The organism is Natronorubrum halophilum (assembly GCF_003670115.1).
GTDB classification, from domain to species: domain Archaea; phylum Halobacteriota; class Halobacteria; order Halobacteriales; family Natrialbaceae; genus Natronorubrum; species Natronorubrum halophilum.
This window is the reverse complement of the sequence record NZ_QQTY01000002.1, coordinates 973170-996492: the sequence shown is the minus strand read 5'-3', so window position 1 is coordinate 996492 and position 23323 is coordinate 973170. Positions and strand designations below refer to the sequence as shown.

General features: G+C 64.8%; 20 protein-coding genes. 14 read left to right on the top strand and 6 right to left on the bottom strand.

What is annotated here, in order from left to right; all coding sequences use genetic code 11:
* The first annotated feature begins 77 nt into the window (after positions 1-77).
* Complete coding sequence (locus DWB23_RS11035) at positions 78-908, top strand: hypothetical protein (protein WP_238717390.1); 831 nt, start codon at positions 78-80, stop codon at positions 906-908.
* A 12-nt stretch (positions 909-920) separates the two neighbouring features.
* On the opposite strand, the gene DWB23_RS11030 is transcribed toward DWB23_RS11035, so the two are convergent.
* Positions 921-1127: a hypothetical protein gene (locus DWB23_RS11030; protein WP_121742844.1), complete on the bottom strand. Its 207-nt coding sequence runs from the start codon at positions 1125-1127 to the stop codon at positions 921-923.
* A 174-nt stretch (positions 1128-1301) separates the two neighbouring features.
* Between DWB23_RS11030 and DWB23_RS11025 the strand changes: the two genes are divergently transcribed.
* Positions 1302-1577 carry a toxin-antitoxin system TumE family protein gene (locus DWB23_RS11025; protein ID WP_121742843.1) on the top strand — a complete coding sequence of 92 codons (276 nt, stop codon included), beginning with the start codon at positions 1302-1304 and terminating at the stop codon, positions 1575-1577.
* Positions 1561-1980 (top strand): HVO_A0114 family putative DNA-binding protein, encoded by a 420-nt coding sequence (locus DWB23_RS11020; RefSeq protein ID WP_121742842.1) that lies wholly within the window; start codon positions 1561-1563, stop codon positions 1978-1980. Before DWB23_RS11025 ends, DWB23_RS11020 begins: the two co-directional genes overlap by 17 nt.
* A gap of 52 nt (positions 1981-2032) precedes the next feature.
* Here DWB23_RS11020 and DWB23_RS11015 read toward each other — a convergent pair whose 3' ends face one another.
* Positions 2033-4774: a DEAD/DEAH box helicase gene (locus DWB23_RS11015; protein WP_121742841.1), complete on the bottom strand. Its 2742-nt coding sequence runs from the start codon at positions 4772-4774 to the stop codon at positions 2033-2035.
* Positions 4775-4777: 3 nt separating this feature from the next.
* Positions 4778-6415, bottom strand: a complete 1638-nt coding sequence (locus tag DWB23_RS11010; protein WP_121742840.1) for a ribonuclease H-like domain-containing protein — start codon at positions 6413-6415, stop codon at positions 4778-4780.
* Between the two features lie 287 nt (positions 6416-6702).
* On the opposite strand from DWB23_RS11010, the gene DWB23_RS11000 reads away from it, so the two are divergent.
* The 8 genes from DWB23_RS11000 (at position 6703) to DWB23_RS10965 (ending at position 17715) form a co-directional block, all read left to right on the top strand.
* On the top strand, positions 6703-7842 hold the full coding sequence (locus tag DWB23_RS11000) for an MFS transporter (RefSeq protein WP_121742838.1): 1140 nt from the start codon (positions 6703-6705) through the stop codon (positions 7840-7842).
* A gap of 72 nt (positions 7843-7914) precedes the next feature.
* Positions 7915-8934 (top strand): thymidylate synthase, encoded by a 1020-nt coding sequence (gene thyA / locus DWB23_RS10995; protein WP_121742837.1) that lies wholly within the window; start codon positions 7915-7917, stop codon positions 8932-8934.
* Positions 8931-9479, top strand: coding sequence for a dihydrofolate reductase (locus tag DWB23_RS10990; RefSeq protein WP_121742836.1), 549 nt, complete (start codon positions 8931-8933; stop codon positions 9477-9479). The genes thyA and DWB23_RS10990 overlap by 4 nt, the downstream gene beginning before the upstream one ends.
* Positions 9480-9657: 178 nt before the next feature.
* A complete protein-coding gene (gene acnA / locus DWB23_RS10985; protein WP_121742835.1) occupies positions 9658-12384 on the top strand; it encodes an aconitate hydratase AcnA in 2727 nt (908 codons plus the stop codon).
* 215 nt (positions 12385-12599) lie between these two features.
* Complete coding sequence (locus tag DWB23_RS10980; RefSeq protein ID WP_121742834.1) at positions 12600-13199, top strand: HdeD family acid-resistance protein; 600 nt, start codon at positions 12600-12602, stop codon at positions 13197-13199.
* Between the two features lie 168 nt (positions 13200-13367).
* Entirely contained in the window at positions 13368-15593 is a 2226-nt protein-coding gene (locus DWB23_RS10975; RefSeq protein WP_121742833.1) for a thioredoxin domain-containing protein, read from the top strand.
* Between the two features lie 500 nt (positions 15594-16093).
* The gene (locus DWB23_RS10970) at positions 16094-16909 is read left to right on the top strand and encodes a WbqC family protein (RefSeq protein WP_238717389.1); all 816 of its coding nucleotides are present in this window, start codon (positions 16094-16096) and stop codon (positions 16907-16909) included.
* Positions 16910-16914: 5 nt separating this feature from the next.
* The gene (locus DWB23_RS10965) at positions 16915-17715 is read left to right on the top strand and encodes a polysaccharide deacetylase family protein (RefSeq protein ID WP_121742832.1); all 801 of its coding nucleotides are present in this window, start codon (positions 16915-16917) and stop codon (positions 17713-17715) included.
* 98 nt (positions 17716-17813) lie between these two features.
* Here the strand turns inward: DWB23_RS10965 and DWB23_RS10960 are convergent, their stop codons facing one another.
* Positions 17814-18185: a TlpA family protein disulfide reductase gene (locus tag DWB23_RS10960; protein ID WP_121742831.1), complete on the bottom strand. Its 372-nt coding sequence runs from the start codon at positions 18183-18185 to the stop codon at positions 17814-17816.
* Positions 18186-18378: 193 nt separating this feature from the next.
* Here DWB23_RS10960 and DWB23_RS10955 point away from each other — a divergent pair, with 193 nt between their 5' ends.
* From DWB23_RS10955 to DWB23_RS10945, 3 genes are all read left to right on the top strand, one after another.
* Complete coding sequence (locus DWB23_RS10955) at positions 18379-19431, top strand: Leu/Phe/Val dehydrogenase (protein WP_121742830.1); 1053 nt, start codon at positions 18379-18381, stop codon at positions 19429-19431.
* A 111-nt stretch (positions 19432-19542) separates the two neighbouring features.
* Positions 19543-20520, top strand: coding sequence for a PLP-dependent cysteine synthase family protein (locus DWB23_RS10950; RefSeq protein WP_121742829.1), 978 nt, complete (start codon positions 19543-19545; stop codon positions 20518-20520).
* Positions 20521-20666: 146 nt separating this feature from the next.
* Positions 20667-21335 (top strand): hypothetical protein, encoded by a 669-nt coding sequence (locus tag DWB23_RS10945; protein ID WP_121742828.1) that lies wholly within the window; start codon positions 20667-20669, stop codon positions 21333-21335.
* Positions 21336-21353: 18 nt separating this feature from the next.
* Here DWB23_RS10945 and DWB23_RS10940 read toward each other — a convergent pair whose 3' ends face one another.
* Positions 21354-22010 carry a DUF5804 family protein gene (locus DWB23_RS10940; protein WP_121742827.1) on the bottom strand — a complete coding sequence of 219 codons (657 nt, stop codon included), beginning with the start codon at positions 22008-22010 and terminating at the stop codon, positions 21354-21356.
* 39 nt (positions 22011-22049) lie between these two features.
* Complete coding sequence (locus tag DWB23_RS10935) at positions 22050-23228, bottom strand: tRNA sulfurtransferase (RefSeq protein ID WP_121742826.1); 1179 nt, start codon at positions 23226-23228, stop codon at positions 22050-22052.
* Positions 23229-23323: the final 95 nt, after the last annotated feature.

Sequence of the window (23323 nt, the reverse complement as noted above, 5' to 3'; positions counted from 1 at the left end):
GATCGTGGCTACACGGCGGAGAACGCACCGATCGGATTGATGGAAAATATATACGTCTCGGTTGTAATATCTCGTTCATGAACCGTCGCCCGTTCCTTCAGGCCCTCACCACCGGTGGGGCCCTCCTTGCGGCCGGCTGTACCGAGTCGCTTCCGCTCACCGCGACGCAGTTGGAGACCGACGACGTGTTCGAGGAGTACTGGTTCGAAGGGACGGATCTCCTCGTCCAGCTCCACGATGACGTCGACGTGGAGCAGGCGATCCTCCTCGATTCCTCGGGCGACGAGGAGTTCGATCGCGTCGAGGGACCGGTCGGAACCGTCCGCTTCCCCGTGGTCTTCCCGGATCGGCTCGAGACGGTTCTCACCAATTACTTGGGACTTCGCGTCCGAGCCGAGACGCCGGACGGGACGGCGCGCCTCTCCGTCTCGGAACCGATCCACGGCGCGACGAGAGCCGTCGAACCGCTCCCGGACGGTCGCGCCAGATTCACGCTCGAGAACCAGGGTGATGCGCCGCTTCTCGCGCGCTTCGTTGCGATCTACGGCGACGTTCCGAACCCGACAGTCAATCCGCAGGCGGACTCGTTCGACCCCTCGACTTTCAATCAGGGGCCGGGTATCATCGGTATCGAGGAGAATCGTCCGCTCTCACCGTCGAGAACCGATCTCGTCGTCCCGGCGGGCGAGACGAAACCGTTCGAGACGACGTACGCCCCGTTCGCGTTTCCCGACGGCGCTACTCCGACCGACTGTGACGGCGACGAACGCACCGGAAAAACCGCGGTCGTTCACGCCTCCGGCGGCAGCGCAGCCTACGGGTTTACGTACCGTCTCGAGGGAGAGTCGACCGAACTCGACGGGCACGAGGTCGGCGTCTGTGACGGCGGCGATGGAACGCGGAACTGAGTCGGTCGGCGATCAGTATGTCGCTCGCAAACGACCTCTGATTCGGGTTGCGATCACCCACAGGCAGTTGAAAGCGACGACGAAGAGGACAGCGGCTCCGAGCCCGACGAGAACGCTGTCAGTCACACGCACCGCGAGGAAGACCGACACGCCAGCGACGAGGATCCTGACGATTCGGTCCGCGTCCCACTCGAGCAGCGCGGTTCCAAGGGCGGACATATCCCGTACTCGTTCCTGCAGAGATATTAACTTAATACTCTCATTTCGGGCGTAGAACTGGGCGGTCGTCGGTCCTCGCCCGTGTTGTGGTTGAGCACATCATTTATTATGTTGTGGCGAGAAACAACAGATGATGTCGGATCGCGATGACGAGAAGGCTGTGGAAATCATCACGTGACGAAGGATTTCGGTGGGACGTTCGCCGAGATCCGTGCCTGGGAGGTCCCGTCGTCCGATCGATATCCGGAGGGAGTGAAGTACTCGATGCAATACGGGACGAGCGACGGGGAGACGATCGTTCGATACGACAACTTTCCGGATCATCCAGATGCTGCGCGGCACCACAAGCATCTGCCGAACGGAGGCGTCGAGGACACCGACTTCACCGGTCTCGAAGCGCTGTACGATCGATTCAAACAGGAGGTACGCAATCATGGCGAACACTGGTAACTCGACAGACGACGGTCGCACGATGCACATCCGCTTCCGGTGCGGTGACGAGGACGGACTGCGCGATGCACTCCGAGACCTCGATCGCGGTGAGACGGCGGATCCGCACTTCGAAGTGATCTTTGGCGATCCCGACGACGTTCACCGCGTCACCCGTCCAAAGAATCTCGAGCTACTCCGGTCGGTCGTCCAGCACGAACCCGAGAGTATTCGAGAGACGGCCCGCCTCGTCGGACGTGACGTTCGACAGGTGCACACGAATCTCGCGGAACTCGAGTCGCTCCATCTGCTCGAGTTCGAAGACGACGGTCGGCGCAAGCGGCCGACCGTCTGGTACGACTCGATCGAGGTCGATCTGCCGCTGAATATCTCGAACGAGAGCCGGGACAAAGCGAACGCGTAACATCTAGGAATCGAGAGCACGTGTCCGAGTACTGTCAGAACGTGCGGGCGACTCAGGCGTAGAACAGCGGCGGTCGCCGGTCACCACCGTACTCGTCCTCCGGGAGATGTTCCTCGAGTGTCTCCACGTCCTCATCGCCGAGCAACTGATCCAGCACGTCCACGGCCGCGCCGCGGTGCAACGGCTGGTTGTCGTTCCCACACTGCTCGTCCATCACGCAGGCGGGACAGCCGCCGACGTTGCCGCAGTCGCAATCCGCGATGAGGTCCCGCGCCCGCCGGGCGACGGCCTCGTAGTTCTCGTAGATCGCCCGCGCAAAGCCGAGCCCGCCCTCGATACCGTCGTAGATGAACCAGCCGCTCGCGGGGGTGCGCTCGAGATCCATCGCGATCTCCCTGACGGTCGCCTCGGCGGCGGCGATATTTTGGGGTGCGTCCTCGCCCGCTCCGGTATCGGGTCCGGCCCCCGGCCCCGGACCCGGTTCGGCACCGTCGTCCGAAACAACCGCTCGATCGAGGTGGGAGTCGATCGTCAGCGTCGCGAGGCCGCCCAGATCGCGCTTGTCAACCATCAACTCGAGGGGTGCGACGCCGATCGTCGCGTGCTCCGCGGCGTGAAGTCCGCCCGCGTAGCCCAGATGGGCCGTCTCCGCAAGCCCGTCCTCAAGTTCGGGCACGGAGTGAGAGCGGTATTTCTCTATCAGCGCGCGCTCGACGTCCTGGGGCACCTCGAGCCAGCACAGTTGCGTCTCCATCGACAGCGGCGGGTTCTCGGTCGGAATCGACTGCGCCTTTTTCTTGCCGCCGTGGATCGCGACCTCGTCGTAGGTGCCGTGGTAGACGAGCACTCGCCCGCGGCCGAAGTGCAGCGTGAAGTCGCCGATCGCTCGAGACTCCTCGGAAACCGCGTCGAGAACGGTCACGTCGGTTCGCGTTCGCGTGTAGTACTCCACGTTCGTCGGGCGAAGCGTCACCGAGGGCCGCGACGGGCGGTGGTCGACGGCCGTGACCTCGTACTGCCGACCCTGGTGGAGCCGCACCGCGCCCTCGTGGAAATCCCGCAGCACGCGCTCCGTCGCGAGCGGTTCCATCTCCGGGTTCTCCGACGAGTCGACGCCCTCGGCGAGTTCGACCTCGTACTCCTCGCCCGTCGTCGCGTACAGCGAGATCGACCCCTGCGGCCGCGGTGGACCGACGTAGGAGACGCCGGTCTCGAGCGCGCCCGTTAACCGACCCGCGCGACGCCACATCTCGATGGCGCGCTCGAGTCGGTCGCGCTCGGCGAACGTCCCCGCATCCGACTCGTCGAGCGCGAGTTCGTCGGCCGCACAGCGGAGGTGCTGGGCGAAGACGGCGTCGTTCTCGATATCGACGACGGCGTCCTCGACGTCGTTCTCGAGCAGGTAGTCGGGGTTGTTCACGACGTACTGGTCGAGCGTGCGGTGTTCGGCGACGAGTACCGAGAGGGCTCGCTTCGAACCGCGGCCCGCGCGACCGATCTGCTGCCAGAACGACTGCCGTTGGCCGGGGTAGCCGAGCTGGACCGTCGCGTCCATCGCGCCGATATCGATCCCCAACTCGAGGGCGTTCGTCGAGGCGACGCCGTCGAGAACGCCGGTCTTGAGCTGGTGTTCGGTGCCGTGGCGTTTCTTCCGCGAGTGACCGGCGTGGTAGGGTTCGATCGCGCTCCCTCGGGTAGGATTCGTGTAGTAGTGGTTGTCGTGGCGGTGTTTCGACGCCCGCTTGATCGAGAGCTCGGCGAGCTTTCTCGAGGGGGTAAACAGCAGCGTTTGGGCGTCCCGATACGTCAGGTGCGAGAGCAGCCGCGGGGCCTCGACGGTAGCGGGGAGCCGCTCGACGACGGCGTCGTCCGCGAGGTCGTCGCCCGCTCCGATCCCGTCGCCACCCCGGTCGCCCTCGCCGCCCGGACCGTCGTTCCAGCCGTCGCGTTCGTCCCCATCGTCGTGCGCCTGCGGCGGCGGGTTCCAGAGGACCAGATCCCGCGGCCCCGCCGGGGAACCGTCCTCGTCGACGACGGTGACGGGGTCGCCGATCAGGGCGCTCGAGTGCTCGCCGGGGTTGCCGATCGTCGCGCTCGTCAGGACGTACTGCGGATCGGCGTCGTAGTAGGAGAGCACGCGCTTGAGCCGACGGACGATCCAGGCGACGTGCATTCCGTGGACGCCCGTGTACGTGTGGGACTCGTCGAGCACGACGAGTTCGCACCTCGAGAGGAATCGCGCCCAGCGGTCGTGGTCGTGCAGGTAGGTGTTCACGCCCGCGAAGTTCGTGATGATGACGTCGGCCTCCTCGCGGATCCGCTTGCGATTCCGGCCGCGTTCGGTATCGCCGTCGTAGACTCGGACCGTGATCTCGAGCCCCAGATCGTCGTAGAGATCGTTCAGACTCCGCTCTTGATCCCGCGAGAGCGCCTTCGTCGGATAGAGCAGGTACGCGGTGGACGCGTCGCCTCGAGCCGTCGCCTCGAGGTAGTGTCGCGCTATTTGGAGCGCGTAGATCCGGGTCTTCCCGGAGGAGGTGCTCGTCGCGACGCAGACGTGTTCCTCGCGCGCGAGCGCCTCGAGGGCGTCGGCCTGATGGGTGTAGAGGTCGTGCTCGAGCGGGGCCGCGAGTTCCGGGCGGAGCACGTCCGCGCTCGGAACGGTCGATGCGGGCTGGCCGGGACGCTCGAGGAGCGAGATATCGTCGGGGTTCCGATACCCGGGGAAGGTTTCGATCAGTTCGTCGCCGGTGACCGGGACGGCGGCCCGTTCGTCGGATTGTCGTTCGCTCATGGTTCAGAAATCACTCAGTCCAGTCTGTTCGCCGGTGGTCGTCTCACGCGAGGTACGCCGGTTCGTTCGCCGACTCGTCGACTCCTCGTTTGACGGCTCCGTGTCTGGGATGTCCGCAGCTACCCGACTCGAGTCACTGCGGTTCGAATCCGTCCAGGACTCGGCCCGTGGTGCGTCCCGGAGCCGCTCGTAGACGTGCCACAGCGCTCGACAATCGTCCTCGCAGTAGGCCTCGTGACGGCCCCACTCGAGCGGTGCACCCGTCCGCATGAACCGCTGGTAGGCCGCCGCGGTTCGCGCGCCGTCGAGTCCGGTTCCCGCGCTCTCGTAACCGAGCGCGTCCGAGACGGTCCCGAGTTCGTTCGTCCGCCCGGGGAGCAACGCGTTCTCGTTGCTCGCGGCCCAGAGATACAGGTCGAATTTGGGGATCGACTCCCACTCGTCGACGTAGTAGGGAAGGTGGCGGGCGATGAAGGACCCGAGGTGGCGGTAGTCGAAGCGCCAGCCGTTCCACGTGAGCAGGGCGCGGTCGGGGTGGACGCCCAGCAGCCAGTCGCAGAAGGCCTCGAGCACCGGCCCCGGGTCGGTCGGGTCGGCGCGCTCGACGAACGCGCGGTACTCGTCCGTCGCGGGGTCGTAGATGCCCACCTGCCAGATGATCGTCGGCGAGAGCCCGTCGGTCTCGATATCGAGACAGAGCGGCGGCGTCGACCAGTTCTCGCCGGGGAGGGAGTCGTCGGTAAGCCGTCTCGGTTCGCCGGTCTCGAGCACCCTCGCGTGCCGGTGCATCGTGCGGGCCCGTTCGCGGCCGACGTGGGGGAGGTCGGCCAGCGTCTCGAGGTCCGTCTCGAGGAGTTCCGGGCGTGTCGTCACCCCGCGCTCGGCGAGTCGTTCGGCCGTTTTCGGGCCGATTCCGGAGACGGCCTCGAGACCGAAGTCGGTGATCTCGTGGGTGTCGACGCGCTCGATACCGTCGCCGGTGAGCGTCAGGCTCGCGATCGACTGCCGCCGGCTGTAGCCCTCGACCGGGCCTGCGCCCTGGATTCGGACCGAGACGCAGTCGTCGGCGAGCGGTTCGACGCCGCCGAGCAGGTCGTGGTCGACGGCCCGAACCGCACCAGTGTCCGCGTCGAGGTGCCACAGTTCGTCGTACCCGGCCGGTTCGCCGCCCGTCAGGACGGTCGTGACCCGACCGGACGGGAGTGCGCTGGCGAGCGTGCCCGCGCCCTCGAGCGCGGTCTCGAGAGCGGTGGGCCGAACGGTCGTCGTGACGTCGTCGCAGACGAGTGCGGTGATGGTCGGCTCGTTTTCACGGAGCTCGTTCGAGACGGCATTCGGCGTCGTCCGCAGCGAGGGAAGCCCCTGAGCGACGGCGATTTCGAGGGCGTCTCCGTCGGCCGTCCTGCCGATCGCTTGCCGAGAAATCGGTCCGTCGTCGCCGGTCTCGAGCGGCGGATGGAACGCCGACGCGTCGAACAGCCCGCGAGCGCGCGCGAAGGCCTGCGGGTCTCGAGACGGACCGAGCACCCAGAGGCCGTCGGCGTCGAGCGTCCGGTCGAGGTCCTCGAGCGTCGCGACGGGCCGGTCGGCGAGCGCCGACGGTGGGAGAGCGAGAAGACGCGAGCCGTCTCGAGCGGTCATCGCTCGTCGGAACGCGCGGCGTGATAAAGAGGATTTGGACACCGGGGTGAAAGTGAACCGTCCGTCCGCGACGCCTTCCGAACCGACGACTGGTCACGCTCGTGGAGAGCCTCGGTCTCGAGACCCGATAAAATCGCTGTCGCCTCGGCCGTACCGTCGCGATCGATTGACTGTCCACCGGCGCGTAACGATCCCCCGCAGACCATCTCGTTGCTCGGCGTGGTCGGTGTATGGTCGACTGAATTCCCGGACGCTCTCGGTGGCGGTTCGTCGTCACCGCAGCGCTCATGGTCGGGCTCGCAGGGACGTACCAGTTCGCGTGGCCGGTGCTTCGGGATCCGATCGGCGCACAGTCGGGCGCGTCAGAAACTACCATCGGGGCGGTGTTCACCGTTCTGATAGTGACCCAGACGCTCGCGTCGTTTCCGTCCGGCTGGATCCGCGACCAGTACGGACCGCGAGTGCCGCTGCTCGTCGCCACCCTCTTTCTCGTCGTCGGGTACGCGGGCGTCGCACTCGTGCCGTCGGTTCCCGAACTCTATCTCTGGTTCGGGATCGGCGGCGCCGGCGTCGGAATCGCCTACAACGTCGGGATCAACACTCCATCCGAGTGGTTCCGAACCCGGCGCGGGCTGACGACCGGGGCGGTGAGTATGGCGTTCAGCCTGACGAGTTTCCTGCTCATTCCGTTCGTCCGATGGGGTGCCGATACCGACTTCACGACGACGCTGCTCGTGCTGGCCGCCGCGACGGGGATCGCGACGCTCGTCGCCACTTTCGTCATCAGAGATCCCAGTCCGGAGTCTGCGACCACGCCCGACGAACTCGCGAGCGACGGTGGGGACGACGGAGCGGTCTCGTGGCGAGAGATGATCGAGACGAGACGGTTCTGGTTGCTGTACGCCGTCTTCGTCGTCAACGGCGTCGGGCTCATGCTCCTCGAGAAGGTGGTCACCTACGCGGGTCGGCTCGGTCTCTCGACGGGGACGGCGATCACCGCCGCGGCGGTCGTCGCGCTCGGCCAGGCGTCCGGCGTGGTGATCGGCGGCGCTGCGTCGGATCGACTGGGCGCCGAACGGACCGTCTCTATCTCGTTGATACTCTGCGGACTCGCCCTCTGTGCGACCGTCCTGGTCGGTCGACTGGAAATCGGCTGGGCGTTCGTCGCCCTCGCAGGCGTCACGATGGCGTTTCGGAGTCCGGCGTTCGGTATCCTGCCCGGAGTCGTTAACGAGACGTTCGGCGAGCGCTACGCCTCGGAAAACTACGGCGTGTTGCTCACGGCGAAACTGTGGGGCGGCGTCTTCGGTGGCATCGTAACGAGCCTGCTCGCCACTCAAATCGGCTGGACGCCGACGTTCATCGTCGGTGCGAGTTCCGCAGTCGTCGTCGGTATCGCCGCGCTCTTCGCGCTCCGGTCTCCGTGACCGACGCCCGCCCGCCGGTCGCGTACTTCGGGTATCGGTGCATATTATACCCCGTTGATCCAACAGGGAGTAATGCGACAGTACCTCGAGCTCGTCGACGCGGTCCTCTCCGAGGGCACGTACAAGCCAAACCGGACCGGCGTCGACACGATTTCGTCGTTTAGCGAGCACTACGAGGTCGACTTACAGGAGGGGTATCCCCTGCTGACGACCAAACGGATGGACGGCTACCGCTGGAACTCGATGCTCCACGAGATGTGCTGGTATCTCTCCGGCGAGGAACACATTCGAACGCTGCGCGACGAGACCAAAATCTGGGACGCGTGGGCCGACGAGGAGGGACGACTCGACACCGCCTACGGTCGGTTCTGGCGGCGGTACCCGATTCCGGACGACGAGGCGCAACTCGAGGGCGAATCCTGGCCCGACGAGACCCACCGGTGGGTCACCGAGGAAGCGGACGGCCGCCGCACGTTCGATCAACTGCAGTACGTCGTCGACACGCTCTCGGACAGTCCGAACTCCCGTCGACTCGTCGTCAACGCCTGGCATCCGGCCAACGCGGCCGTCTCGACGTTGCCGCCGTGTCACTACTCGTTCGTCTTCAACGTGCAAGGCGACCGCCTGAACTGCCATCTCACCCAGCGCTCGGGCGATACGGCGCTCGGCATTCCGTTCAACATCGCGGCCTACGCGCTCCTGACGAAGGTCATCGCTCAACAGACCGGCTTCGAACCCGGGACGTTCGCACACACCGTCGTCGACACGCACGTCTACTGCGGTCGCGGCGCGCGCGGGGAGTGGTACGCCGACAACCTCCGGGCCCTCCAGTCCCGGCTGGTCGACGCCGACGAGCGGGAGGACTACCTCGACGTTCGCGAGTGGCTCGAGTCCGAAGCGCCCGCCGAAGCCGAGGGCGACGAACGGTTCGATCACGTCCCCGGACTGCTCGAGCAACTGTCCCGGGAGCCCCTCGAGCGACCGACGCTCGAGGTCGCGGACGGGGCGACGATCGACACCCTCTCGTACGACGACGTCGCGCTTGAGGCGTACGACTCCCACGATGGACTCGAGTTCTCGGTGGCCGAATGAGCGGCGACGGATCGACCGACGAACCGGCCCTCGAGACCGACCGCGAACTCGTCGGGATCGTCGCCGTCGCCGAAAACGGCGTCATCGGCAAGGACGGCGACATGCCGTGGCACGTTCCGGAAGATCTCGCACACTTCAAGGAGACGACGATGGATCACCCCCTGATCATGGGTCGGGTCACCTACGAGGGCATTCTCGAGGCGCTCGGCGAACCGCTTCCGGGACGAACGACAGTCGTGTTGACGGGCCAGGATCTCGATACCCGTGAAAACGTGGTCGTCGCGGGCAGTCTCGAGGAGGCACTCGAGCGGGCGGAGACGGCAGCGCGCGAGAACCACGGCGACGTCGACCGCGTTTTCGTCGCCGGCGGCGCGACCGTCTACGAACAGTTCCTGCCCGCGATCGATCGGCTGATCGTGACCGAAATCGACGACGATCCCGACGGCGACGCGTACTTTCCCGAGTGGGATCGGGACGCGTTCGAGGAGGTCTCCCGCGACGAACGCGAGGGATTCGCCTTTCTCGAGTACGTTCGGACGCCGTAAGCCACGAACCGTACTCGCTCTGTCGGCTGCGGATATTCATCGCTGTTCGCTAGTGTGATGGGATACACTTAGAACACCTAATACATGATTAATAATACGTTTCCGACAAATACGCGAGTAGGCTAGCTCTACAGACGATTCTCGGGAGTTTCAAATCCCCCCGGTCCGAAGTCCACCTATGGCAACTGATGCGTTCTCGGAGGCGATCCGGGAATTCGAACACGACGGCGAAACATATAAGATGGCCGATCTGACGGTCCTCGAGGAGCAGGGCCTCTGTGACCTCGAGAAACTACCGGTAAGCATTCGCGTGCTTCTCGAGGCGGTGCTCCGAAACGTCGACGGCGACATGGTCTCGGCACAGGACGTCAAAAACGCGGCCTCCTGGCAGCCGGACGTCCCGGACGTCGAGGTCCCCTTCCAGCCCTCCCGCGTCGTGCTGCAGGATCTGACCGGCGTTCCGGCGGTCGTCGACCTGGCCGCGCTGCGGTCGGCCGCGGACCGCGCGGGCAAGGATCCGTCCATCGTCGAACCCGAAGTCCCCTGTGACCTCGTGATCGACCATAGCGTGCAGGTCGATTACTTCGGCAGCGAGGACGCCTACGAACAGAACGTGGAACTCGAGTACGAGCGCAACGAGGAGCGATATCGTGCGATCAAGTGGGCTCAGCAGGCCTTCGAGGACTTCAACGTCGTCCCGCCGGGAACGGGGATCGTTCACCAGGTCAACCTCGAACACCTTGGGAAAGTCGTTCACGCACGCGAAGAGGACGGCGAGCAGTGGCTCCTGCCCGACACCCTCGTCGGCACGGATAGCCACACCCCGATGATCAACGGCATCGGCGTCGTCGGCTGGGGCGTCGGCGGGATCGAGGCCGAAGCGGCCCTTCTGGGCCAGCCAATCACGATGACCCTCCCCGAGGTCGTCGGAGTCGAACTCACGGGCGAACTCCCTGAGGGCGCAACCGCGACGGACCTCGTGCTCCACATCACGGAGAAGCTCCGACAGGTCGGCGTCGTCGACAAGTTCGTCGAGTTCTACGGCGACGGGGTCTCTCAGCTCTCGGTCGCCGACCGCGCGACCATTTCGAACATGTCGCCCGAGCACGGCTGTACAATCTCGATGTTCCCCGTCGACGACGCGACGCTCGACTACCTCGAACTCACCGGCCGCGACGAGGACCACATCGAACTCGTCCGCGAGTACTTGGAAGCGCAGGGCCTGTTCGGCGACCACGACCCGGAGTTCACCGAGACGGTCGAGTTCGACCTCGGCTCCGTCGAACCCAGCCTCGCGGGTCACAAGAAACCCCACGCCCGGATTCCGATGGGCGATCTCGACGAACACTTCCCGACGCTGCTCGCCGAAGAGGGCGTCATCGACTCCGGAGCCGCAGAGAGCGACGGCGGACTCGTTGCCAAGGGACAGCCCGGACTCGACGAGAAGATCCCCGTCACGCTCGAGGACGGCACCGAAGTCGAGATCGGCCACGGCTCCGTCTTAGTGAGCGCGATCACGAGCTGTACGAACACCTCGAACCCGTCGGTGATGGTCGCCGCGGGACTGCTCGCGCGCAACGCGCTCGAGCAGGGACTCGACGTCCCCGACTACGTCAAGACCAGCCTCGCACCCGGCAGCAAGGTCGTCACGGAGTACCTGAAGCAGGCCGACCTGCTCGACGACCTCGAGGGACTTGGCTACCACGTCGTCGGCTACGGCTGTACGACCTGTATCGGCAACGCCGGCCCGCTCGCCGAACCGATCGAGGCCGCCATCGACGAACACGACCTCTGGACGACGAGCGTCCTCTCGGGCAACCGGAACTTCGAGGCGCGCATCCACCCGAAGATCCGCGCGAACTACCTCGCCAGCCCACCCCTCGTGGTGGCCTACGGCCTCGCGGGCAAGATGGACATCGACCTCGAGAACGAACCGATCGGCACGAACGACGAGGGCGAGGAGATCTTCCTCGAGGACATCTGGCCGGATCCGGAAGAGGTCAGAGAGACGATCCACAACAGCGTCTCCTCCGAGCTATTCAAGGACAAGTACGCGAGCGTCTTCGAGGGTGATGACCGCTGGGAGGCGCTCGACGCACCCACCGGCGAGGTCTACGACTGGGATTCGGAGTCGACCTACATCCGCGAACCGCCGTTCTTCCAGGACTTCCCGCTCGAGGAACCCGGCGTCGAGGACATCGCGAACGCTCGCTGTCTGCTCACGCTGGGCGATACGGTTACGACCGACCACATCAGCCCGGCCGGGCCGTTCAGCGAGGATCTGCCGGCCGGTCAGTGGCTAAGCGAACGCGGCGTCGAACCGTACGAGTTCAACACCTACGGCTCCCGCCGCGGGAACCACGAGGTCATGATGCGCGGCACCTTCGCGAACGTCCGCATCGAGAACCAGATGTTAGACGGCAAGGAGGGCGGCTACACGATTCACCACCCGACCGGTGAGGAGACTACCGTCTTCGAGGCTTCCGAGCGCTACCGCGAGGAGGATACCCCGCTGATCGTCATGGCCGGCGAGGAACTCGGGACCGGTTCGAGCCGCGACTGGGCCGCGAAGGGAACTGACCTGCTCGGTATCCGCGCGACCATCGGCCAGAGCTACGAGCGGATCTACCGCGACAACCTCCTCGGCATGGGCGTCCTGCCCCTGCAGTTCGAAGCGGGCGAGGGCTGGGAGGAACTCGGCCTCGACGGCTCCGAGTACTTCGAGATCAACGGGCTGGACGACGGCCTCGAGCCCAACGCCGAACTCACCGTCGTCGCCGAAGACGATGCGGGTGAAACCACCGAATTCGACGTGACCGCGCAGGTTGGGACGCCTGCAGCCGTCAAGTACGTCGAGAACGGCGGCGTGCTCCACCTCGTGCTCCGGCGTCTGCTCACGGAGTAAGAGAGTCGGGCTGTTTCCGTTTTTCCGCTCGAGCCGCGACTGGACCGGCCAAGAGCACAGACCTGCTGAACATCCGCGCGATGGAAACTGTGGTTCTGTCGCACCGACCGATTCACAGTTCGTCACGATACCGGACCGGTCCGTTTTTTTGATTTATTACTAAATGATGAGTGGAGTATATAACAGCTCCTGTCGTTTGTACTACGTGAGGAACAATGACAACAACAACCAATGAAGAGACCTACGACGGCTTCCCGCTCGACGTCGACTGGCAGCTAATCGGGATCACCGGCGGTATCATCGCGCTGCTCGGCGTTCTTGCGATCGCGTTTCCCCTCGTGACGGGGATTTCGATAACGTACGTGCTGAGTGCGCTGCTCATCATTAGCGGCATCGTCCACGTGGCAACCGCGTTCTCGAACCGCGGATGGCGCGGAACGGCGTGGCAACTCATCCTCGCTGCCGTTGCCGTGGTCGCCGGCCTCATCCTCCTCGCAAACCCGGTCCTGGGGCTCGCGTCGCTCACGATACTCGTCATCGCCTACCTGGTCGTCGACGGGATCGTAGAACTCGCTGCGAGCGTCCGCATGGGTAGCCAGGGTGGGCGGGGCTACGTCGCAGCCAGCGGCGTTCTCTCACTGGTCCTCGCCGTACTTCTCTGGGCCGGGTTCCCCGCCGATGCGACCTGGGTCGTCGGCCTGCTCGTCGGCGTGAGCCTGCTCATGACCGGATTTTCGATGGTCCTCGTCTCGATGTCCGGTCGCCGAACCCAGCGGGATTTCGACGCCGGCATGGCCGAATCGCGAAAAGCCTGAGCGTCCGATTTCGCGGTTCCGTTTCGTTACGTTCGATTTCGAGACCGTATCGGTATCCGTTTCTCGCCCGATTCCGTTCGTTTCGATCGAGTTACCGACTCCGTCGGTACTATCCGGACAGCGTCTGCGCACCCCGCGTTTTTACAACCGCCGTTCGTAGGTACTTCCATGACCGAACCGACCCAGCGCAATCGGCTCGCCGAGGAGGAGAGTCCCTATCTGCGCCAACACGCGGACAACCCCGTCAACTGGCAGCCGTGGGACGAACGGGCCCTCGAGGCGGCCGAGGAACGCGACGTGCCGATCTTCCTCTCGATCGGGTACTCGGCGTGTCACTGGTGTCACGTCATGGCCGACGAGAGCTTCGCGGACGAGGAAGTCGCCGAACTCCTGAACGAAAACTTCGTCCCGATCAAAGTCGACCGCGAGGAGCGCCCCGATGTCGACAGCATCTACATGACCGTCTGCCAGCTCGTCTCCGGACAGGGTGGCTGGCCCCTCTCGGCGTGGCTCACGCCCGAGGGCAAGCCCTTCTACGTCGGAACCTACTTCCCGAAGGAGGCGAAACGGGGCCAGCCGGGCTTCCTCGATATCCTCGAGCAACTCGCCAACTCCTGGGAACAGGACCGCGAGGAAGTCGAGAATCGCGCCCAGCAGTGGACGGACGCAGTGAAAGACCGCCTCGAGGAGACCCCGGATTCCGTCGCCGCGGCGGAGCCGCCATCCAGCGAGGTCCTCGAGACGGCGGCCGACGCGGCGCTTCGGAGTGCGGACCGGCAACACGGCGGCTTCGGCTCCGGCGGACCGAAGTTCCCACAGCCCTCGAGACTCCACGTGCTCGCCCGCGCGTACGATCGGACCGGTCGATCGGCGTACCTCGAGGTGCTCGAGGAATCCCTCGACGCGATGGCAGCGGGCGGGCTCTACGACCACGTCGGCGGCGGCTTCCACCGCTACTGCGTCGACCGGGACTGGACGGTGCCCCACTTCGAGAAGATGCTCTACGACAACGCCGAGATTCCGCGGGCGTTCCTCGCCGGCTACCAGCTGACGGGCGAGGAGCGCTACGCCGAGGTCATCGAGGAGACCCTCGAGTTCGTCGACCGCGAACTGACCCACGACGAGGGCGGCTTCTTCGCCACGTTAGACGCCCAGAGCGAGGACCCCGAGACCGGCGAGCACGAAGAGGGGGCGTTCTACGTCTGGACGCCCGCCGAGGTCGCCGCGGTGCTCGAGGACGAGACCAGCGCGGAGCTGTTCTGTGCCCGCTACGATATCACCGAGTCGGGCAACTTCGAGGGAGCGAACCAGCCGAATCGCGTGACGTCCGTCTCGACGCTCGCCGACGAGTTCGACCTCGCAGCAGACGAGATCGAACGGCGACTCGAGTCCGCTCGCGAACGACTCGCCGAGGCTCGAGAACGGCGTCCGCGCCCCAACCGCGACGAGAAGGTGCTCGCGGGCTGGAACGGACTCATGATCGCTACCTGCGCGGAGGCAGCGCTGGTGCTGGGCGAGGACGAGTATGCCGAGATGGGCGTCGGGGCTCTCGAGTTCGTTCGGGACCGACTCTGGAACGAAGACGAGCAGCGACTCTCCCGGCGCTACAAAGACGTCTCCGAGCAGCGCTCGGAGGGTCGCGAGACCGGATCTCACGGCGGGGACGTCAAAGTCGACGGCTACCTCGAGGACTACGCCTTCCTCGCTCGCGGCGCGCTGGGGTGCTACGAGGCCACGGGCGATGTCGACCACCTCGCGTTCGCGCTTGATCTCGCGCGAACCATCGAAGCCGAGTTCTGGGACGCAGAGCGGGGAACGCTGTACTTCACCCCCGAGAGCGGCGAGTCTCTCGTCACCCGGCCTCAGGAGTTGAACGACCAGTCGACGCCCTCTGCGACCGGCGTCGCGGCCGAGATGCTGCTCGCGCTCGACGGTTTTGCAGACGACGAAGAGTTCGAAACGATCGCATCGACCGTCCTCGAGACCCACGCGAACCGCATCGAGGCGAACGCGCTCCAACACGCCTCGCTCTGTCTCGCCGCGGATCGACTCGAGGCGGGCGCACTCGAGATCACCGTCGCCGCCGACGAGTTACCCGACGAGTGGCGCGACCGCTTCGCCGAGGAGTACCACCCCGACCGGCTGTTCGCGTTGCGTCCGCCGACCCAGGAGGGGCTGGAGGACTGGCTCCGCCAGTTAGGTCTCGAAGAGGCACCGGCGATCTGGGCCGGGCGCGAGGCTCGCGACGGCGAACCGACGCTGTACGTCTGCCGGGATCGGACGTGCTCGCCGCCGACGCACGACGTGGAGGACGCGCTCGAGTGGGTGGGCGACAACGGCGAACCGAGAGACTCGAGCGAGACCACGCTCGACGAATCGGAGAGTCCGTTCTAGCCTCGCTTCCTGGGCCCTGTCGGCCCCGCGGTATCGTTCACACCCGAGCACTGTCGACGCCGCCCGCTCGAGTATCCGTCTCTGCCCGACCGACGGTCGCAGTCGACGTGGGTAATAACCGACTACTGGCCGCGTATCGAACGATCGATCACCGGCGCTTGACCGAGTACCTCGGGGCCCTCGAGGCGTTCGAATCGGCGAAGGATAGGCTGGTAGTCGATCCGTGAGGTCGTTTGGAACTCCCTTCTCGAGCGTGAATCCGGATCGGTACAGTGGTGTTACACCTCCGGGTCGAAACCCGTTTTGTCGCTCCGACGGCGACCGCGGAAAGAGAAAAACACGAATCGTATTACTGTTCTTAACAATGATCGTTAGTTACTTCTCTCCCACTGAATGTCGTCACCAGGAGACAGTCCGAACGAGGCAGTGAACGACGGGAGGACTCGCGATACGTATCGGGCGTTCAAATACGCGTGCGAATCACACGGGGGTGAACAGCCGTGAGCGATCTAGCCGGGAACGAGACTGCGCGGGATGACGATTCCGAACAGCGAACCACGGCCCGGGCCGGGTCCGAAATCGCCACGTCCCAGTCACGGACCGATTCGGCGGATGCCGGTCGACAGGCCGAACGCACTGTCGCGATCCACCAGCCGAACTATCTGCCCTGGATCGGTTTCTTCCACAAGATACACCACAGTGATACGTTCGTCTTTCTCGACGACGTCGAGTACACGGCCAACTCCTGGATAAACCGGAACAAGATCAAGACGCCGGACGGCTGGACGTGGCTCACCGTTCCCGTTCACGGCTCTACCGGACCGATCGAAACCGTCGAGATCGCAAACGAGGACTGGCGTAACGTCCACCGGAAGAGTCTGCAACAAAACTACGGCAAAGCGGCGTCGTTCGACGAGGTCGGGGACTTCTTCGAGACCGTGTTCGAACGCTCGTGGACCTCGCTGTGTGAACTAAACGTCCACGTGATTCGAGAACTGACCGATCGAATCGGGCTCGAGTGCCAGTTCGTCCGCTCGTCGAACCTCGACGTCGACGCGACGAAAACGGAACGGATCGTCCGTCTCTGTGACGAACTCGATGCCGACCGGTATCTCTCCGGGACTGGCGCCCGCTCCTATCTCAGTCCAACGCGGTTCGAGGCGGCGGACGTCACGCTCGAGTATCAGTCGATAGACCATCCGCAGTACGAACAACGATTCGGTGAGTTCGTTCCGCAGTTGTCCATCGTCGACGTGCTCATGAACGTCGGTTGGGACGGGACGAACGAACTGATTCACGCGATCGACGACCCATGAGCGGAATGGATCGAGTTCAGTCGAACGGGTGGAGCGGAGACTTCAGCTACGACTTCTATCGAACGCTCCTCCGTTCGCTCCAGTCTCGCTTCGAGGTTCGGACGCTCTCGGAGTACCCGGACTGCCGCTCGTCGAACGAGCCGATAGCGTTCGTACGCCACGACGTCGACGTCTGTCTCGACGAAGCGGTCACGATGGCGCAGGTCGAGTACCAGCTCGGAATCAGTTCGACGTACATGATCCTGCCGGAGACGTCGCTGTACGATCTCGAAGCGAAACGGGACAGCCTCATCACGATCCAGGACTTCGGCCACGAAATCGGTCTCCACTGTGACCTGGATTCAGAGCCGTCAGATAGCCGGAACGGTACGAACTCCGTCGGTAGCGGACTCTTACCAGAAGAGCGAACGCAGATCGAAGCGGCGCGAAACCGGCTCGAGTCGATCGGCGTCGGTCCGATCGAATCGCTCTCGTTTCACCAGCCGACGGAGCGGTTGCTCGGCGGCCCACCGACCGTTGCGGGAATGGTCAACGCGTACAGTTCGGAGCTGTTGTCATCCTACATCTCAGACTCCCGGGGCCGATGGCGTGAGGGATCGCCGATCAGAACGGTATCCACGGCGTCGGATGTCGACACGTTCCAGCTATTGACGCATCCGGTGTGGTGGACGCACGACCACGAACCGCCGCTCGAGCGATTGAGCACCGTTGCGAAGAGGATCGACGTGACGAACGAACGGATTTACGACGAACTCGTGTCCATCTATCCGGCGTTCGCCGATCGTATCGAACAACTGAAATCCTGAGCCCGACCGTCGACGGCGATTCCGACTCCCCGGCGACGCCGGTAGCGCGGACGGACAGCACGCCTGAAGTCGCGTGGAACGCGTCCACCGTCGTCTGACTACAGGCGTTCGTCGAGTTCTGCTGCCAGCCAAATCGCCGGTGGAAGGTCTTCCGATTCGACGAACCGCGTTAGTTCCTCGCCGTCGTCGTTCTCGACCACGATCGTCGGGATGTACTCGATGTCGTACTCCTCGACCATGGGCCCCTGTTTGTCCTGATCGAGGGCGATTTCGTTGATCCGGTCGTCGGAAACGGCCGCCGCCTCGAGTGCGGCCCCGAAGTCCGGTAGCAGTTTTCGACAGTCCTTACACCAGTCACCAGCCCAGACCGTGTAGACGACCTCGTCGTTGTGCGCTTCGAGCGTGTTGACGGCGTCCTCGTAGGAGGCGGCGTCCCACGTCGGGTTTGGCTGCATGGTCTCGAGACTCATATTCATGGATAGCGGACCCGGGGGCTTAACCGCGATGTTTCTGGCAGTACGTTCGCTCGAGCCGCAGTGATCGTTTAGTACTAAAACCGGCCGTCCTCGAACACGGTTTGGACGGCTGTCCGGCGATGAAAGGCGATGACGACTCGATCGCGTCTCCGAAGCAATTTTCACACTAACCACAACTACTATAACTATGGTATTCGACTCGACCGCTCACTCGGATCACGAGCAGGTATCGTACTTCACGGACCCCGAAACCGGGCTGCGGGCGATCGTCGCGATCCACGATACGACGCTCGGACCGTCCCTCGGCGGAACGCGGATTCTGGATTACGACTCGGAGGACGACGCGCTCGAGGACGTCCTGCGACTCTCCCACGCCATGACGTACAAGGCGGCAGCGGCCGACCTCCCGCTGGGCGGCGGAAAAGCGGTCGTCCTCGGTGATCCCGACGAGATCAAACGCGAAGCGCTGTTCGAGGCGTACGGCCGGGCCGTCGACTGTCTCGCGGGCCGGTACATCACGTCGGTCGACGTCAACTCCGGCGTCGAGGATATGGACGTCATCGCTCGAGAAACCGACCACGTCGTCGGTACGAGCGGCGGGCTGGGCGATCCGTCACCGATCACAGCCCACGGCGTCTTTCACGGGATTCGGGCCTGTGCGGAGTCCGTTTACGGAGCGCCGTCGATGGACGGTCGCGACGTCGTGATTCAGGGGCTCGGCAAGGTCGGCCGATCGCTCGCCGAAGAACTGCTCGCCGACGGGGCCTCGGTGACGGTCTCCGACGTCGACCGGGATGCTGTCGATGCGTTCGCTGAGGAGTACGACGTCGAAACCGTCCGACCGGATGCGGTCTACAGCCAATCCTGCGACGCCTTCGCACCCTGTGCCGTCGGCGGGCTGATCAACGACGACACGATTCCACAACTCGACTGCGATATCGTCGCGGGCGGGGCGAACAACGTCCTCGCCGACCGTCGACACGCGGCCGCCCTCCGCGAGCGGGACGTCCTGTACGCTCCGGACTACGTGATCAATGGTGCCGGTCTGATCACGGTCGCAAAGGAGTACCTCGGCGGCACGCGGGCGGAAGCCTTCGAGGAGGCGGCCGCGGTCGGTGACCGGCTGCTCGAGATGATCGAACTTGCCGACGAACGGGACACGACGGTGCTCGAAGCCGCCGACGCGTACGCCGAACGTCGCATCGAGGCTGGCAAGCGGACGCCGACTGTTCCGTCGTAACTACCGATTTAACGCCGATTACGGTACGTCGGTGAACGAACTTACACACCGGCGGATTCGTATCACTCGGTACAACAAACAGTATATGGCTCGACTCACTAGGGGTTGTCAATGAAAGGGAGCATCCTGGACACGATCGGCTCGCCGCTCGTCCAGGTCGACTCGCCGGAGGGCGCGACCGTCGCCGCAAAGGTCGAATCCTTCAATCCCGGCGGCTCGGCCAAGGACCGGCCGGCCCTCCAGATGATCCGCGCAGCCGAACGCGAGGGCGCGATCGAACCCGGCGACTGGCTCGTCGAACCGACCAGCGGAAACACCGGTATCGGTCTCTCGCTGGTCTGTGCGGCCCGAGACTACGACCTGACCATCGTCATGCCCTCGGACAAGTCCGAGGAACGCCGTCGGATCATGGCGGCCTACGGCGCGGAACTCGAGTTGGTCGACGGCGACATGGAGACCGCCCGCGCCCGCGCCGACGAACTCGAGGACGCGGGGGCGATCCAACTGGGCCAGTTCGAGAATCCGGCCAACCCCGAGGCGCACTACCGAACGACCGGGCCGGAGATCCTCGAACAGGTCGGCGACCGCGAGATCGACGCCTTCGTCGCCGGGGTCGGAACCGGCGGCACGATCTCGGGAACCGGCCGCCGACTCCGCGAGGAGTTTCCGGAGATGGACGTCATCGCCGTCGAGCCGGCGCGAAACGCCGTCCTCTCGACCGGCGAATCCGGAACCGACGAGTTCCAGGGGATGGGTCCCGGCTTCGTCAGCGACAACCTGGATCTGGACCTGATCGACCGCGTCGAAACGGTGACGCTCGAGGACGCCGAGGACGAGTGTCGTCGTCTCGCCCGCGAGGAGGGCGTCCTCGTGGGCCAATCGAGCGGCGCGACGAGCCTGGTCTCACAGCGGATCGCCACCGAAATCGCGGAACCGACGCTCGAGTGCCCGGAGGTCCCCGGCGCGTTCGACGAACCGATAGCGACGCCCGAACCGGACGGCGGAGAGACGGTCGACGACTGTCCGCTCGTGGTCACCGTCTTCTGGGACAGCGGCGAACGGTACCTCTCGACGGGGCTGTTCGATTGACGGCTATCGGAGCCACCGACCGCACTGCGCGCCTGATCACACGACGGCTGCGTGATGGACGGACGCCGTTTCAATTGTTTCGGTGGGGAAAATCGTTCTTTTAGCTTGGCAACGATCTTTATCCAGTGTCGTGTTTGTGTCGCGTGATGAGCGACCCCTCCAGACGAACGATCCTGTATGGTACCGCCGGACTGCTCGCTCTGAGCGCCGGCTGTCTCGACGAAACCGGTGCGGATGACGGCGACAACGAGGACGACGACGGCGATCTCGGAGCAGACGGTTCCGATGACGACGATAGCGATCCCGAGAGCACGACCGACGAGACGGACGAAACGCCCGAGACCGTCTCGTTCAGCCATTCCGGCGTTCTGGAAGAGCCGGACGTAACGCTCTTCGTGAGCGCCGACCGCACCGAAAGCTGGCTCGACGACCGCGAATTCGACGACGAGACGCTGGCCGAGTTCGTCGACGAAACGTTGTTCGAGGAAAGCGCCCTGTTCGCACTCGAGGCCGAAGCGCCGCGCCTCGATTACGAGCTAGATCTCGAGACTGTGACCGTCGAACAGGAGGACGACAGCGATCCACAGCTCGTCGTCGAAGCGGCAGTACGCGAGACGTCGGCGGAGTCAGATAGTGTGGGCGGAACGCAGGTAATCACCGTCGGCCAGCTCGTGCGGGCCACGTTCGAGAGCGAGCCGGTGACCAGCGCGTCCGTGACGATCGTTGACAGCGATGGACAGGAACACAGCGTGGGAGTGGCCGCCGATAGCGAGAGCGAATCGGCGTCCGACGCCAACCAGAACGACGAGAGCTGAAAGCGCCCTCGGGACCTCTCAGGGAGAGTGTTCGGCTTCCGTGAGTCGAACGACGAGCGTTTCCTCGACGTCCCTGAGATCGTAGCCGGGGAGATCACCGTCGGTCCGGCGGACGTACAGCGGTTCGACGAGTCGCACGGTCGTCTCGGCGTTACGCCCCGACTCGGTTCCGTCGTCCGACCCGTCCGCACCGCTCGAGTCGGTCACACGTCCCGAGCCGTCCGGCCGACTCGGCGGTGTCGCCGAACCGGGCTCGTTCACGCGTCCCTCGTTTCCGGGCCCGTTCGCGTTTTCGTTCGTGTTTGTGTTCGACTGTTCACTGTCGGCCGAATCCGCACCGACCCGCTCGAGGCCGTAGATCTTGCAGAACTCGGCGGTCTCGTCCGGTTCGACGGACCCGTTGCGGAGCGCTCGAGCGAGCGAGCGCGAGAGCCACTCGTCCTCGCTGACGCTCGGCTCCTGGACGAGCGCCTCGTCGACGAATCGCGTCAGGTACCAGTTCAGGTCGTTCAGCAGCGAGACGGCAGCGCCGACGCTGACCGTGTGGAGCGAAAGCGAGTTCTCGAACGGGCGCTCGAGGTCGTACGTCGCGAGGGCCTCGCGGGACGTCTCCCGGGAGAGGAGTTCGTACTGGAGGTTACAGTCAGGCTTCCCGATGAGGCAGACGCGGGTCACTAGTCTGTGGTCGGTGCGTCGGTGTAATGTGGGTTACGATCAGGGGTCGACCAGTTCCGCGTTCTTCGCGGCCGCTTCGGCGCGCTCGAGCAGGTCGTCGGGCTCGGCCGCGAGCAGGGGCTCGAGTCGAGCGTTCGTTTCGACCCGATCAGGAGCCACGCGGTTGCAGCCGGCGTTGATCGTCGAATCGGTGTAGGTATCGATCTCGCGGGCCTCGGCGACGATATCCTTTTTGTCCCAGGTGAGCAGCGGCCGGTGAATCGGCAGGCGAGCGGCGCGGCTGGTGACCCCGAGGTTCCGGACGGTCTGGCTCGACTTCTGGCCGATCGCTTCGCCGGTGACGATCCCGTTGGCATCGACGCGCTCGGCCAGTATCTCGCCGGCGCGGTAGAAGAATCGCCGCAGCGAGAGCATCCGGCCCTGTTCCATCTCCTCGACGAGCACGTCGACGGTTTCGCCGCCGGGGATCTTGTACACCTGCATGTCGAAGTTCGGCGCGTACCGCGAGAGGGTTCGAACCGTCTCCATCGCGCGCGCCTCGTGATCGATACCGCCGTAGGCACCGAGATCGACGTAAGCCGGAACAACCGGGCTTCCGCGCGTCATCATCTCGTAGGCCGCGACCGGCGAGTCGATCCCGCCGCTGATCAGCGCGATGACCGGGTCCTGCGCACCGAGCGGCAGACCGCCCGGACCCGGGATGGACTCGAGGTAGACGAACGCGAGATCCTCGCGAACCTCGACGCCGAAGGTGATATCGGGGTCGTCGAGATCGACCTCGGGATCGAACGCGTCCTCGACGGCCTCCCAGATGGCGGTTCCGGCCTCGCGAGCCAGGTCCTCGCTGTCGTAGGCGAGCGTTTTGTCCGCCCGACGGGCGTCGACCGCGAACGTGCCGCCGTCGTAGTGCTCGCGGGCGGTCTCGACGAGCGCCTCGAGAATTCGTTCCTTCTCGGTGCTGACGATCAGGGCGGGACTCGCGGAGACGACGCCGAAGGCGTCCGTCGCAGCCGCAGTCGCCTCCTCGATAGCCGCTTCGGAGGTGTGAATCAGCGGTCGATTCCAGCGGCGTTCGACCTCGCCGGGAACCGAGCGGTCCGCGAGGAGCGCCTCGATATTCTCCACGAGGATCCCCTCCATGTACCGCTTGACGGTGTTGCTCTTGGTATTGACGTCCCCGTGACGGAGGAGGACGGTATCAGCTCCTGGCGGGTGCATGAACGGGGATAGACGGTCGGAGCTATAAGGGGATTACGAGGGGCGCGCTCGAGACTCGAGGAGGACGGCCGCCGTCATACGGATCGTTGTAACGT